This is a genomic window from Streptomyces cellostaticus (assembly GCF_001513965.1).
Taxonomy (GTDB): Bacteria; Actinomycetota; Actinomycetes; order Streptomycetales; family Streptomycetaceae; genus Streptomyces; species Streptomyces cellostaticus.
This window is the reverse complement of sequence record NZ_KQ948021.1, coordinates 127,272-142,820: the sequence shown is the minus strand read 5'-3', so window position 1 is coordinate 142,820 and position 15,549 is coordinate 127,272. Positions and strand designations below refer to the sequence as shown.

Sequence of the window (15,549 nt, the reverse complement as noted above, 5' to 3'; positions counted from 1 at the left end):
CGCCCTATGGCACGTTCCCTGGTCGATTTATTGACCGTGCACGCCTCGAACCATCCCGAGCGCACCGCGTACCGCCATCTCGTGACCGGTGACTGCGACGGAGATATCCAGGAACTCACCTACGACCGGCTGGCCACCCGCTCCCGGGCCGTCGCCGCCTGGTTGCAGGAGCGCGGACTGGCCGGCTCGCGCGCCATGCTGCTGTACCCGCCCGGCCTGGAGTTCATCTGCGCCTATCTGGGCTGCCTCTCGGCAGGTGTGGTCGCCGTACCGGGCGTGCCCCCGCAGGGCCGCGCGCAGAACCACCGTGCGCTGAGCCGGATGAAGCGCCTGCTGGCCGACGCGGACGCCAAGGTCGTCCTCGGAGGGCGCGACGTGATCGCCGCGCTCGACGGCACGGCCGGGCAGCTGCCCGAACTCGACGTGATCGCCCGCGTCGCCACCGAGGACATCCCCGACGACGCGGCGGCCGCCTGGCGCGAACCCGAACTCGGCCCGGACACCGTCGCGTTCCTCCAGTACACCTCCGGGTCCACCTCTGCCCCGCGCGGGGTCGCGATCACCCACGGCAACCTGCTGGCCAACGAGCGGGTCATCACCGAGCGCATGGGCCACACACCCGAGGCGATCGCCGCGCACGACAACGAGATGTTCGTCAGCTGGCTGCCGGTCTACCACGACATGGGGCTCATCGGCCCGGTCCTGAACACGGTGTACCTCGGCGCCACCGCCACCCTGTTCTCACCCCTGCACTTCCTCCAGCAGCCGGCCCGCTGGCTCACCGCCGTCAGCCGCTACCGCCCGCACACCAGCGGCGGCCCCAACTTCGCCTACGAGCTGTGCCTGAAGCACGCCGGCCCGGACCTCCTCGACAGCCTCGACCTCAGCGCGTGGAAGGTCGCCTTCAACGGCGCCGAACCGGTGCGCGCGGCCACGCTGCGCCGCTTCGCCGACACCTTCGGCCGCGCGGGATTCCGCCGCGAGGCCCTCTACCCCTGCTACGGCCTGGCTGAGGCCACCTTGATGGTCACCGGCGGCACGCCGGACACCCCGCCGACGCTGCTCGCCGCCGCCGACGGGGCCCCGAACGCGGGCGAGGCCGACGCGGCCGCCGTGGGCTGCGGCCGCCCCGGTGCGGGCGTGAGCGTGGCGATCGTCCACCCCGAGCGGCTGGAGGAACTGCCCGAGGGGGAGGCCGGCGAGATCTGGGTGGGCGGGGCGAGTGTCGCCAAGGGCTACTGGCGCAACACCCTCGCCACCCGCCAGACGTTCCGCGGCTCGCGAACCGGCCGCGAGGGCCGGTTCCTGCGCACCGGCGACCTCGGCTTCCTGCGGGACGGTGAACTGTTCGTCACCGGCCGGCTGAAGGACCTCATCGTCGTCGACGGCCGCAACCACTACCCGCAGGACCTGGAGCTGACCGCCGAACTGACCCATCCCGCCCTGCGCCCCGGCTGCACCGCGGCCTTCCCCGTGGACACCGGAGCGGAGGGCGAACAGCCCGTCCTCGTCGCCGAGATCACCCCCGACACGGCCGGCGAGTCCGAGAAGATCACTGACCTGATCCGCAGCGCGGTCGGCGACGTGCACGGCCTGTCCGTGCGCGACGTCGTCCTCGTCCGGCCCGGCAGCATCCCCAAGACCTCCAGCGGGAAGATCCAGCGCCGCGCCACCCGGACCGCGTACCTCGACGGCACCCTCTCCCTGGTGACGGCCGCGGCCGCCGTGGGGTGAAACACCCCCGCCGCCGGTGCGCTCGTCGGAGCCGGCGGCCCGGCACCTCTTGGTCCCTGCGGCCCCGGTGCGGGCCGTGGCCCCTCCCTTTCGCCGTACCGCGCACCCCTCGCCCGGTGCGGAATCCACCCTGAGCCCGAGTTCACGAGGACACCTGCCCAGATGCCTGCGCACGAGACCCCGAAGCACACCCCCGAGCCGTCCCTGACGACCTCCGCGGGCGTCCGGGCCTGGCTGGCATCGGCTGTCGCCGAGGCGGCCGGGACCGATCAGGCCCACGTCGACCCGGACCGGCCGCTGGCCGAATTCGGCCTGGGATCACGCCAGTTGGTGACCCTGGCCGCCGAACTGGGCGCACTGACCGGCCGCCCCCTGGAACCGTCCCTCGTCTTCAACCACCCCACGATCGCCGCGGTCGCGGACGCCGTCTTCCCACAGCCGCCCGCACAGGTGCCCTCGCCGAGTCCCGCCGTGGACCGGACCGGCGACCCCGGCGACGACGTGGCGATCATCTCCATGGCCTGCCGCTTCCCCGGCGGAGCCGACGACCCCGAGGCCCTGTGGCGGCTGCTGACCACCGCCGAGGACGCCATCTGCGAAGCCCCGGCGGGCCGTTGGGACACGAACGGGCTGTACGACCCCGACCCCGAAGCCACCGGCTTCGCCTACACCCTGCGCGGCGGCTTCCTCGAAGGCGGTATCGACCGCTTCGACGCCGCCTTCTTCGGCATCTCCCCGCGCGAGGCCGCCGCCATGGACCCCCAGCAGCGGCTGCTCCTCCAGACCACCTGGGAGACCTTGGAACGCGCCGGAATCCTCCCGCAGTCCCTGAACGGCAGCTCCACCGGCGTCTACCTCGGCCTGTACGACAGCGGCTACCTCGCCTCCGCCTCGCTCGCCCAGCTCGACGGGCACGTCGGCACCGGCACGGCGGCCAGTGTCGCCTCCGGACGCATCGCCTACACCCTCGGCCTGCAGGGACCCGCGGTCACCGTCGACACCGCCTGCTCGTCCTCGCTGGTCGCCCTGCACCTGGCGGCGCGCGCCCTGGCGGGCGGGGAGTGCGATCTCGCCCTGGCCGGCGGGGCCACGCTGCTGGTCACCCCGCGCGGGCACGTCGAGTTCAGCAGGCTGCGCGGGCTGTCCCCGTCCGGGCGGTGCAGTCCCTTCTCCGCCGACGCGGACGGTGTCGTATGGGCCGAGGGCTGCGGTCTCGTCCTGCTCAAGCGGCTCGCGGACGCACGCCGGGACGGCGACCGGATCCTGGCGGTCGTCAAGGGCTCGGCGATCAACCAGGACGGCCGCAGCCAGGGTCTGAGCGCCCCCAACGGTCCGGCCCAGGAACGGGTGTTGCGCGCCGCCCTGGACGCGGCCCGGCTCGCCCCGCACGACCTGGACCACGTCGAGGCCCACGGCACCGGCACCCCGCTCGGCGACCCGATCGAACTCCGGGCACTGGCGAACGTGTTCGGGCCGGACCGCCCCGCCGGCCGGCCGCTCGGCATCGGCTCCCTGAAGTCCCGCATCGGCCACACCCAGGCGGCCGCGGGCATCGCCGGCGTCATCAAGACCGTCCTCGCGCTCGGCCACGAGCACATCCCGGCGTCCCTGCACGCCGAGCGCCTCACCGACCACATCGACTGGACCGGCAGCGGCCTGCACGTGCAGAGCGCCCGACAGGCCTGGCCGCGCGGCGGGGACCGGGTGCGCCGGGCCGGGGTCAGCGCATTCGGGATCAGCGGCACCAACGCCCACGTCGTCCTGGAGGAGGCACCGCAGCCCCCGGGCGCCCCCACTCCTGAAGAGCAGCCCACGCCCGAAGAGCAGCCCACCCCCGCCCTCTTCCCCCTCTCCGCCCGCAGCCTCCCCTCCCTCCACGGCCAGGCCGCCCGGCTGCTCGACGCCCTCGAAACGCGCCCGGAGCTGCCGCTCCCCGCGGTCGCGGCGACCCTCGCCCACCACCGCACCCACTTCGACCACCGGGCCGTCGTCCAGGCGTCCGACCGCGCCCGGCTCCTGGACGCCCTGCGGGCCCTCGCCGACGGGCATCCCGATCCGGACCTCACCGCGGGCCCCGAGCAGGGCGCCCCCGCCGGAAAACTGGCATTCGTCTTCCCCGGGCAGGGCAGCCAGTGGGCCGGAATGGCCCGCGACCTGCTGGACCAGGACCCCGTGTTCGCCGACGAGCTCGACCGCTGCGACGCGGCGCTGCGCCCGTTCACCGAGTGGTCCGTCGCGGCTGTGCTGCGCGGCGACGCCGGCGCCCCGTCGCCGGACCGGGTGGACGTCGTCCAGCCTGCCCTGTTCGCCGTGATGGTGTCGCTGGCCGCCGTGTGGCGGGCCCGGGGCGTCCGCCCGGACGCCGTGATCGGGCACAGCCAGGGCGAGGTCGCCGCGGCCTGTGTGGCCGGGGCGCTCAGCCTCAACGACGCGGCCGCCGTGGTCGCCCTGCGCAGCCAGGCCCTGACCGGACTGTCCGGCACCGGCACCATGGCTTTGGTCGCGCTGCCCCACGCCGAGGTGGAGGCCCTGCTCGACGGGAGTGTCTCGGTCGCCGCCGTCAACAGCGGTCGCGCCACGGTGGTCGCGGGCGCGGTGGAACCGCTCCAGGCCCTGCTCGCCGGCCTCGAAGCGCGCCAGGTGTTCGTCCGCCGGCTCGACGTCGACTACGCCTCCCACAGCGCCCAGGTCGAACCGGTCCGCGCACGGATCCTCGACGAACTCGACGGCGTCACCACCTGCCCGACGGACATCGCCTGGTACTCCACGGTCACCGCCGAACCGGTCACCGGGGAACTGGAGGCCGGCTACTGGTACACCAACCTCCGCGACACCGTCCGCTTCGCACCCACCGTCGAGCGCATGCTCGCCGACGGCTACCGCCACTTCGTGGAACTCGGCCCCCACCCGGCCCTGCTCACCGCACTGCGCACCATCGGCGAGGACACCGGCCACGACCTGACCGCCGTCGGCTCGCTGCACCGGGACGAGAACGGGCCCGCCTGCCTGGACCGGGCCGCCGCCGAACTCCACGTCCACGGACGGCGGATCGACTGGCGCCGCCTGGTCCCCGACGGCGACAGCGCCGACCTGCCGACCTACGCCTGGGACCCGCAGCGCCACTGGACCGAACCCGAGACCGCCACCGGCGGCCCCGCCCTCTTCGACCGCGCCGCACACCCGTTCCTGGGCATCCAGCTCCAGTCCGCCGACGAGACCCGCTGGACCTTCCGCAACGAGTGGTCGCATGCCACCGCCGACTGGCTGACCGACCACACCGTGTTCGGCCGCACCGTGGTCTCCGGCACCACCCTGATGGAGCTGTGCCGCGCCGCGCTCGCCGTGGCCCGCCCGGACCGTCCGGCCGACCTCGGCGACCTCCTCCTGCTCAGCCCCCTCGTACTGCCGGCCTCCGGCACGGTCGAGGTCTCCGTCGAGGTCGTCACCGCAGGAGCCGTACCCGAGATCACCGTGCACAGCCGCCCGCGCGGCCACGACGCCCTCGGCTGGACCCTGCACGCCACCGCCTCGGCAGCCGAGCCGGCCCCGCCCACCGCAGGTCACCCCCCGGCGTGGCCCGACACCGCCGAAGAGGCCTGGACCGGGGGGACATACGACCGTCTCGCCGCTCTCGGCCTCGGCTACGGGCCCGCCTTCCGGGCCGTACGATCGGCGGTCACCACCGTCGACGGAGAACTCCTCGCCCGCCTCTGCCTGCCGCCCGTCGCCCATGACGTCGCCGACCCGTACCCGGTCCACCCGGCCCTGCTGGACGCAGCCCTCCATGTGACCGCCGCCTTCGAAGCGGCCGAAGGGCGCGCCCTGCTCCCCGTCGCCGTGGGCCGCTGCGTCCTGCCCCGCAGCGGCACGGGCGAGCTGACCGCGCAGGTGCGGCGCACCGGCGGATCCGCCACGGACCTCACCCTGGACATCACCCTGTGGGACGCCGACGACCTGCCCGCCGGGCGCCTGGAGGCGGTACGGCTGCGCGCCGCCGAACCGGCCGACCTCGCCGCCGGGCCGGAGACCGCGCGGCACCTGTACGAGGTGGCGTGGACCGCCGTCACCGAGGATCCGCCCGCCGCCGCGCCGGACCTCACCTGGGCCGTGACGGGAGAGCCGGCCGACCCGCAGGTCGCGGCTGCCCTGGGCGGCCCGGACTGTCCTGAGCCGGGCGCCGACGTCGCCGTACGCTTCTGGCCGCGCCCCGACGAACCGGTCTCCGGCGCCCACGAGTCGGCGGCCACCGCGCTCGCCGAGCTGCAGCGGCTCATTGCGCTCCCCGAGGACCGGACGCCCGCCCGGACCGTGTGGGTGACCCGTGGCGCGGTCGCCGCCACCGACGGCGACCCGGTTCCCGGATACGCCCAGTCGGCGCTGTGGGGCCTGGCCCGTAGCGCCCGTGCCGAACACCCGGACCTCGGGCTGACGTTGCTGGACCTCGATGACGGCGACCCCGCGGCGGCACTCAGGGCGGTCGCCGCCCTGGGTGACGAACCTGAACTCGCCCTCCGTGAAGGCAAGTTGTTCGCACCCCGGCTGGTGCGTGCCCGACCCGACCACCGCGGGGCCGCACACATCCCCACGGACGGAACCGTTCTGATCACCGGTGGTCTGGGAGCCGTCGGCCGCCAGATCGCGGGCCTCTTCGCTCAACGGGGTGTTCCCCGGCTCCTGTTGACGGCCCGTCGAGGTGCCGAAGACCCCCGCACGGCCGAGACGGTCTCCGAACTGGCTGCGCTCGGCACCGAGACCGAGGTCGTCGCGTGTGACGTCACCGACCCGGCCGCGGTCGCCCGCGTACTCGCCCGTGTCGGCGAGGAGTTGCCCCTGCGCGGTGTCGTGCACTGCGCCGGGATCCTCGACGACGGCGTGGTCGCGGAGCTGACGCCCGAGCGGCTGGCCCGGGTGCTCAGGCCCAAGGTCGACGGGGCCGCCCATCTGCACCGGCTCACCGCGGACGCCCCGTTGGACCTCTTCCTGCTGGTGTCCTCGGCCGCCGGAGTCGTCGGCAACGCGGGCCAGGGCAACTACGCTGCCGCCAACGTCTTCCTCGACCAACTCGCCCACCACCGGCGGGCCCTGGGCCTGCCCGGCAGTTCCGTCTCCTTCGGCGCCTGGGCCGGCGAAGGCCTCGCCGCCGCCCACGCCGACCTGGACCGCATGGCCCGGCTCGGCCACCGCGCCCTCACCCCGGACCAGGGCCGTGACCTGGTCGAGCTGACCCTGCGGCAGGGCGCCCCGCACCTGGTCGCCTGGGCCCTCGACCTGCCCCGCCTGCGCGGGTCCGGCGCCGCCCACGCCGCCCTGTGGCGTTCGCTGCTGCCCGCGCCGCGCAGCACCGGAGGAGAGGCCCTCGCCGACCGCCTGGCCCGGCTGCCCGAGGCCGAGCGGGCCGAGCGTGTCCTGGCCCTGGTCCGCGACGAGGTCTCGCGCGCCCTCGGCCTGCGCTCGGCCGAGTCCGTACGCCCCGGCCGGCCGCTGCGCGACCTCGGCATGGACTCCGTCACCGCCGTCGAACTGCGCAACCGCATCGGCGCCCGGCTCGGCACCCGCCTGCCCGCCACCCTCCTCTTCGACCACCCCACCGCTGACCGGCTCGCCGGGTACCTGCTGGCCGACGTGCTGGGTCACCCATCACGCAAGGGCCGGCGGGCTCATGCGACCGCGCCCGCCACCGACGAACCGATCGCCGTCGTGGCCATGGCCTGCCGGCTGCCCGGCGGAGTCGAAGACCCGGACGGCCTGTGGCGGCTGGTCGCCGAGGGCCGGGACGCCGTCGGCCCGTTCCCCGCCGCACGCTGGGACGTGGACGCGCTGTACGACCCCGACCCGGACGCCCCGGGCAAGTCCTACGCCCGCGAGGGCGGCTTCCTGGACGACATCGAGTCCTTCGACGCGGGGTTCTTCGGCATCACCCCGAAGGAGGCCGCCGCCATGGACCCGCAGCAGCGGCTGCTCCTGGAGACGTCCTGGGAGGCGCTGGAACGCGCCGGCATCGTGCCCGCCCGGCTCGCGGGCAGCACCACCGGCGTCTACGTCGGCATGTTCGGCAGCGACTACCTGGCGGGCTCCCGCCTCGACCAGCTCGACGGCTACGTCGGCACCGGCTCGGCGCTCAGCGTCGCCTCCGGACGGCTGGCGTACGCGCTCGGCCTGCACGGACCGGCGCTGACCGTGGACACGGCCTGCTCGTCCTCCCTGGTGGCGACACACCTGGCCGCCCAGGCACTGCGCCTGGGAGAGTGCGATCTGGCCCTGGCCGGCGGGGTGACGCTGATGGTGACCCCGCAGACCTTCGTGGAGTTCAGCCGCCTGCGCGGACTGTCCCCGACCGGCCGCTGCCGCTCCTTCTCCGACGACGCCGACGGCGCCATCTGGGCCGAGGGCGCGGGCATGCTCGTCCTCAAGCGGCTGAGCGACGCCGAGCGGGACGGCGACGAGGTGCTGGCCGTGCTGCGCGGTACCGCCGTCAACCAGGACGGCCGCAGCCAGGGCCTGTCCGCGCCCAACGGCCCGGCCCAGCAAGAGGTGATCCGCCGCGCGCTGGAGCGGTCCGGGCTGGCACCCGCCGACATCGACCACATCGAGGCGCACGGCACCGGGACCACCCTCGGCGACCCGATCGAGGCCCATGCCCTGGCCCAGGTCTTCGCGGCCTCCCGCCCCCAGGACCGGCCGCTGTACCTGGGCTCCCTGAAGTCCAGTATCGGCCATGTGCAGGCCGCTTCGGGCGTCGCCGGTCTGATCAAGGTCGTGCAGTCGCTGCGCCACCAGAGCCTCCCGCGCACCCTGCACGCCGACACGCCGAGCCGGCACGTCGAGTGGGAGGGCAGCGGGCTGCAACTGCTCCAGGAGCCGGTCGCCTGGCCGGCGACGGCGGGGCGGGTGCGGCGGGCCGGGGTCAGCGCCTTCGGCATCAGCGGGACCAACGCCCACGTCATCGTCGAGGAGGCCCCGGCCGGGCCGCCCGCAGCGGAGGAAGAACTCCCGGACGGAAAGCGGCTGTTCGTGCTCTCCGGACGCAGTGAGGCCGGGCTGCGCGGGCAGGCGGCCCGGCTCGCCCGGTACGTCACCGCCGACACCGCCCTTCCGGACGTCGCCCACACCCTGGCGCGGCACCGCAGTCACTTCGAGTGGCGTACCGCACTCGTCGCGGGCGACCGGGACGAACTGCTCTCCTCCCTCAAGGCGTTGGGCAGCGGACGCAAGCCCGTGCCCGCGCCCCGCGAGGACCAGGGCGGCAAGGTGGCCTTCGTGTTCGCCGGGCACGGCGGCCAGTGGACCGGCATGGGCCTTGAGCTGCTGTCCCAGAGCGAGGCCTTCCGGACCGAGCTGACCCGGATCGACGCGGCCGTCGAACGGCACGTCGGCTGGTCGGTGCTCAACGTGCTGCGCGCACCCGAGGAGTTCTCCCCGCTCGACCGCACCGAATACCTCCAGCCGGTCCTCTTCGCCGTCAACGCGGCCCTGGCCGCCGCCTGGCGGGAACTCGGCGTCACCCCGGACGCGGTCGTCGGCCACAGCCTGGGCGAGATCGCTGCCGCCTACAGCGCCGGAGCCCTCACTCTGGACGAGGCCGTGACGGCCGTCACCGGGCGGGCCGCGGCGGTGGTGCCGCTCGTCGGGCACGGCGGCATGCTCGCCGTGGAACTGCCACCCGCGGACGTCGAGGACCTGCTCACCCCCTACGCCGGGCGGCTCTTCGTCGGCGCCGTCAACAGCCCCGGCGCCACCGCCGTCTCCGGCGAGGCCGACGCGCTCGCCGCACTGGGCAGCCACCTGGAGGAGCGCGGCATCCCCAGCCGCGTCCTGTCGACGCCGTTCGCCTCGCACACCCCGCTCATGGAACCCCTGCGCGCGGAACTCCTCGACCGCTTCTCCGGCATCCGCGGCACCCGCACCCAGACCCCGCTGTACTCGTCCGTGCTGGCCGAACCGGTCCCCGGGGACAGCCTGGACGCCGCCTACTGGTTCGCGAACCTCCGGCAGCCGGTCCGCTTCGCGCAGACGATCCGCCGGATGCTGGACGACGGCTTCCGCCACTTCGTGGAGCTCAGCCCGCACCCCTCGCTCACCCCGGTGATCGAGGCGGTCGCCGCCGAAGCCGGCATCGACGCGGCCGGTATCGGCTCACTGCGCCGCGGACGGGACGGCCACGACGTACTCCTCGGCAGGCTGGGGGAGTTGTACACGGCCGGGCACACGCCCGACTGGACGGCGCTCTTCCCGCGCGGCCGCCGCGCCGCCCTGCCCACCCACGCCTTCGCCCGCGAACGCCACTGGCTCGCCCCCGTCCGGGCTGCCTCCACCGGCGGCTCACCACTGCTCGGCACCCACGTCCAGGCCAGCGACGAGCCCGGCCGGGACCTCTTCCAGAGCGAGATCGACCTGACCGACAGCCGCTTCGCCTACCTGACCGACCACCGGGTCACGGGTGAGGTGTGGCTGCCGGGGGCCGCCTTCCTCGACCTGGCGCTGGAGGCCGCGGCCACCGTCTCGGACGGCGACGAGGTGCACCTGTCCGACGTCCGGTTCGTCCAGCCCCTGCGCCTGGACGCCGACCGGCCGGTACGGCTGCAACTGGTGCTGCAACCCGCCGAGGACGGCTTCCGGGACTTCACCATCGCCTCGGCGCCCGCCGGTGAGCGGCAGTGGCAACGGCACGTGACCGGGCGGATCGCGGGCCCGCCGGAGCCCGGCCCGGCAGCGGAGCCGGGGCTCGCCGCACTGCGCGAGCGCTGCACCGAGCAGGTCGACCTGCCCGCCCTCTACGCCGGCCTCGCCGCCCTCGGCATCGACTACGGCCCCGCCTTCCGGGGCCTGGAGGACGGCCACCGGGACGGCAGCGCGACCGCGGTGGCCCGCCTGACCGCCCGGCCCGCCGCCGGTCACCTCCTGCACCCCGCCACGCTCGACGCCTCCTTCCACGCGGCCGCGCTGCCCGCCGACGCACCCGACGGCCGGGCCTTCGTGCCCGCTGGCGCCGGACGCGTACGGCTCACCGGCCTCGGCACCCCACCGGCCTGGGTGAGCTGCGACCTGCGCTCGGTGGACGGCGACAGCGCCCTCCTCGACCTGCGCCTGTGGGACGACAAAGGCCAACTCGTCCTCGCCGCCGACGAGTTCCGGCTCGCCGCGCTCTCCCCGCTGGACGGCGCCCTGTTCGAGACCCGCTGGCAGCCCCGCCCCGCGGCACAGGAGCAGTCCGCCGAGGGCGGCTGGCTCATCCTCGCCGACGAGAGCGGGGTCGCCGACGAACTGGCCGACCGCCTCGGCGACTCGGCGCCGCATGTCGTCGCCCGCCGAGGCACCGCGTACGGCACCGAGGGCCCCGGCCGCTATGTCCTCGACCCGGCCGACCCGGTCCAGCTGGCCCGGCTCCTGGACGACGCGTTCACGGACGCGCCGCCCGCCCGGGTGGTCCAGCTGTCCGCGCTCGACGCCCCGCCGGTCTCCGACGACCACAGCGCCGAGGAAGCGGCCCGGCTGTGCTGCCTGACCACCCTGCACCTGGTCCGCGCCCTCGCCGGGCGCGAGCGGCCGCCGAGCCGGGCAACGCGCCTGTTCGTCGTCGTACGCGGCAGCCAGGCCGCCGGTGACAGCACGGCGGTGACACATCCGCAGCAGGCCCTCGCCTGGGGCTTCGGGCTCGCCGTGGCCCAGGAACACCCGGAACTCGCCACGACCCTGGTCGACCTGCCCGCCGACGGCGGCACCGAGGCGCTGTGGACCCAGCTGTGGCACGCGGACGACGAACGCCTGGTCGCGCTGCGCGGCGCCGGCCGCCTCGTCCCGCGCCTGGCCCGCACCCGCCCCGACGAGGGCGGCCACCCCGCACAGCCGGACGGCGTGCACCTGATCACCGGCGGCCTGGGCGGCCTCGGCCGCATCGTCGCCGAACGGCTGGTGCGCCGGGGCGCCCGGCGGCTCGCCCTGCTGAGCCGCGGCACGCCCGACGCGGCCGCCACCGCCTGGATCCGGGGCCTCGAAGAGCAGGGGGTCACCGTCCAGCTGGCCCGCGCCGATGTCGCCGACCGCCCCGCACTCGCCGCCGCCCTGGACGCCGTACGCCGCGAGGCCGGCCCCATCGCCGCCGTGGTCCACGCCGCCGGTGTCCTGGACGACGCCACCCTGGTCAACCTCACCGACGAGCGCGTGCGGCGCGTCCTCGCACCCAAGGTGCTCGGCACCGCCCTGCTCACCGAGCTGGTCCCGGAAGCCCGGAATCTGATCCTGTTCGCCTCGGCGGCCGGACTGCTGGGCTCGGCGGGGCAGAGCCCGTACTCGGCGGCGAACGCCTTCCTCGACGCCTGGGCGCACCACCTCTCCCGGTCCGGCCGGCGGGCGCTGAGCCTGGACTGGGGCGCCTGGGCCGGCGTCGGCATGGTCGCCGAGTCCGGCACCCGGGCCGCCGAGACCGGCCGCTCGGGCCTGGTCGCCTTCTCCCCGCAGGACGGCGGCGAGCTGTTCGAACGGGTGCTGGCCACCGACCGCCGCCAGCTCGCCCCGATCGCCCTCGACCGGGACCTGCTCGCCCTGGACCCGGACGCCGCGCGCAGCCGCCCCCTCCTGGCCGACCTGGTGAGCGTCCCGGCGGGCGGCGGCGACGCCGACGACCTCGTGCAGAAGGTGTTCGCGGCCGCCACCGAGCAGGAACGCGCCGAATGGCTCGACACCTATGTGCGGACCCGCGTCGGCGAGGTCTCCGGCGGCGCCGTGGACGTGTTTGCCACCACCGCCCTGAAGGAACTCGGCCTGGACTCGCTGATGCTGGTCCGGCTGCGCAATGCCTTCGCCCGCGAGCTGGGCGTCGAACTCCCGGCCGCCGACATGTTCGCCGCCGCCGACATCCGCGGCCTCGCCCGCGCCCTCGGCGAGGCCCTGCCCGAGCGCGCCGCACCGGCCGAGCGGGCCGAGAGGGCACCCGCCCAGGACGTGCCCGAGACCGAACTGCGGCCCGCGACCCGGGACGTCGTACGACTCCTGCGCAGCGCCCAGCCGGACATGCCCGACGCGGCCCACGGCGTCGGCCTGGCCGTACGGCTGACCACCCCGGCCACCCGGGAATCCCTCACCGGCATCCTCGACCGGCTCGCCGCCCGGCACGCGGCCCTGCGCACCGCCGTCGTCACCGGCGCCGACGGCGCACGGCAGCTGCGCGTGGACCGCGCGCTGCCCCGGCCGCTGCTGCGGTGGACCGACGCCACGGACGTGAACGCCGCCGAGCGGCTGCGCCTGCTCCTGGAACCACCCTTCGACCTGGCCACCCCGCCGCTGTGGCGGTTCGAACTCGTCGACGGCGACCCGCAGGGCCAGATCCTGGTCTTCGGCGCCCACCACGCGGTCAGCGACCTGCAGTCCCTGCTCCTGGTGGCTGCGGAGATCGACGCCGAACTCTCCGGCACCCCGCTGGACGCCGCCGTCACCAACCGGGACATCGACCTGCTGATCGAGGCCCAGCAAGGCGGCGGCGACGGCCCCGGCGACGACTGGCGCGCGGCCTTCCAGGGCAGTGAACGGCTCGACCTGACCCTCGCCCGCCCGCGCCCCGACACCCGCTCCTACCGGGCCGGGAGCGTCACCGTGACCGTCCCCGACGGGCTCGTCGAACGCATCTCGGCCGCGGCGAGCGGCCTGGCCGTCACGCCCGCCGCCTTCTGCCTCGGCACCCTCACCGTGCTGCTGGCCAGGAAGCGGGAGCGGGAGCGGTTCGTGCTCGCCGTGCCCGTGGACACCCGCATCCACGCCGACGCCCACGGCGCGGTGGGCTTCTTCGGCGTCCCCGTGCCCTTCCCCGCCCAGGCGGCGGCGGGCGAGCGGGTCGCCGACGTACTGGTCCGCACCGACAGCCGCCTGCGGCAGATCCTGGCGAAGGGCGCCATGTTCTCCGACGTCCTCGCCACCCTCGCCCGCCAGGGCCTGCACCGCGCCAACGCACCCCTGGTCGAGGTGTACTTCAACTACGTCCGTTTCTCGGGCCGGTTGCGGAATCTGGAGGTGCTGCCCGCCGGGGCCGGTCACACCGACCTCGACCTGATGATCACCATGACTCCGGACGCGGGCACCGTCCGCCTCGACCACAACCTCGACATCCTGGACGCGGACACCGCGACCGAACTCGGCGAGGAGTTCCTGCGGTTGCTCGCCCGGACCGCCGAGGACGCGACCGGGGCCGTACGGGAGAACCCGACGGCCGTACACCAGGCACCCATGGACGGACCGCGCCTCGCCCTCGCCGCCACCTTCGCGCTCGGCAACCTGCCCCTGCTGTGCGAGGCGGCCCTGGAGGACGACCGGGCGACCGTCACCGAGGCGCCGTACCACCAGGTCCTCGCCGCCCTCCAGGACCCGTCCGGCGTCCTCGCCGACCCGGCCACCGCGGTGGGCGTCGTCCTGCTGCGGGCCGCCGACCTGGAGCGCTTCGGACCGGTGGACGACAGGGTCCTCGCCGAACTGGGCAGCGCCTACCCGGCCGCGCTGAAGTCCCTCGCCGAGCGCACCCGCAGGCCGCTGGTCGTCGGCATCCTGCCGACCGCCCGGGCCGAGGACCGCTTCCTCGCCTGGGAGCGTCAGATCGCCGCCGACCTGGCCGAACTGCCCGGCATCGCGGTGCTCGGCCCCGACGAGTGGACCCGGCACCACCCTGTCGGGGACCGCTTCGACGAGCGCACCGAGCGCCTCGCCCACCTGCCCTTCACCCCGGCCTTTCAGGCGGCGGTCGCACTGCGCCTGGCCGAGATCGTACGGGCGCTGCGGCGTCCCGCGCCCAAGGTGATCGCCGTCGACGGCGACGAGACCCTGTGGGGCGGAGTGGCCGGGGAGACCGGCCCGGAGACGGTGGACCTGACCGGCCCCCGCGCCCTGCTGGCCCGCAGGCTGCTCCAGTGGCGGGACGCGGGCGCACTGCTCATGCTGGTCAGCAACAACGACGAGGCCACGGTCCGTGCCGTCCTGGACCGACCCGACAGCCTGCTGAAGGCCGAGCACTTCAGCGTGCTGTCCGCCGCCTGGGACCCCAAGCCGGGCCGTCTCGCCGAGGCCGCCCGCACCCTCAACCTCGGCCCGGACAGCTTCCTGTTCCTGGACGACAACCCGGCCGAGATCGCCAAAATGCGCTCGGCGCTCCCGCAGGTGCTGTCCGTGACCTGCCCGCCCGGCGCCGAACTAGCCGCGTTCATCGGCCGGTTGTGGCCCCTGGTCCCTGCGGCGGCGACCGCCGAGGACGCCCTGCGGGCCCGGTTCTACACCGAGGAGCGGGAGCGGGACGCGGTCCGTGCGGGCGCCGGCTTCGAGGAGTTCCTGGCCCGGCTGAACCTCGAAGTCGACATAAGGGAGCTGGGCGAACAGGACGTCGAGCGTGGCGAACAACTCGTGCGCCGCACCAACCAGTTCACCCTGCGCGCCCGGTCCGCCGACGGCGGCGACCTCGCCCGGTGGCGGGAGCGGGGCGAGGTGTGGACAGCGGCGGCCCGGGACCGGTTCGGCGACTACGGCCAGATCGCCCTGCTCGCGGTCAGTGCCGACGCTGACCAACTCGACGTCCTCGCCTGGCTGATGAGCTGCCGTGCCCTCGGCCGGGGCGTCGAGGAACGACTGCTCGCCCGGCTCGCCGACCGGGCCGAGGAGCTGGGCTGTGCCAAGGTCCGGCTCACCGCGCAGCGCACCTCGCGCAACGCGCCCGCCCGCCGGCTGCTCGCCGCGCTCGGCGGCGGCGACCCGGACGACGAACGGCTGGACGTCGTCGCCACGCCCGAAGACCTGCGGGCGTTCCGCTCCTGGGAGCAGCAGTGAGGAACACGACCAAGCACAACC

Annotated in this window: 2 protein-coding genes; both read left to right on the top strand. The window is 75.0% G+C overall.

Going from position 1 to position 15,549, the window contains the following annotated elements:
• The first annotated feature begins 6 nt into the window (after positions 1 to 6).
• The gene (locus AQI88_RS15615) at positions 7 to 1,734 is read left to right on the top strand and encodes a fatty acyl-AMP ligase (RefSeq protein WP_066998516.1); all 1,728 of its coding nucleotides are present in this window, start codon (positions 7 to 9) and stop codon (positions 1,732 to 1,734) included.
• A gap of 162 nt (positions 1,735 to 1,896) precedes the next feature.
• On the top strand, positions 1,897 to 15,528 hold the full coding sequence (locus AQI88_RS15610; RefSeq protein ID WP_066998513.1) for a type I polyketide synthase: 13,632 nt from the start codon (positions 1,897 to 1,899) through the stop codon (positions 15,526 to 15,528).
• The last annotated feature ends 21 nt before the right edge of the window (positions 15,529 to 15,549 follow it).

Bases quoted from the DNA above. Each gene is read 5' to 3' on its own strand.
- AQI88_RS15615 (WP_066998516.1), top strand. From the start codon at position 7: ATGGCACGTTCCCTGGTCGATTTATTGACCGTGCACGCCTCGAACCAT.
- AQI88_RS15610 (WP_066998513.1), top strand. From the start codon at position 1,897: ATGCCTGCGCACGAGACCCCGAAGCACACCCCCGAGCCGTCCCTGACG.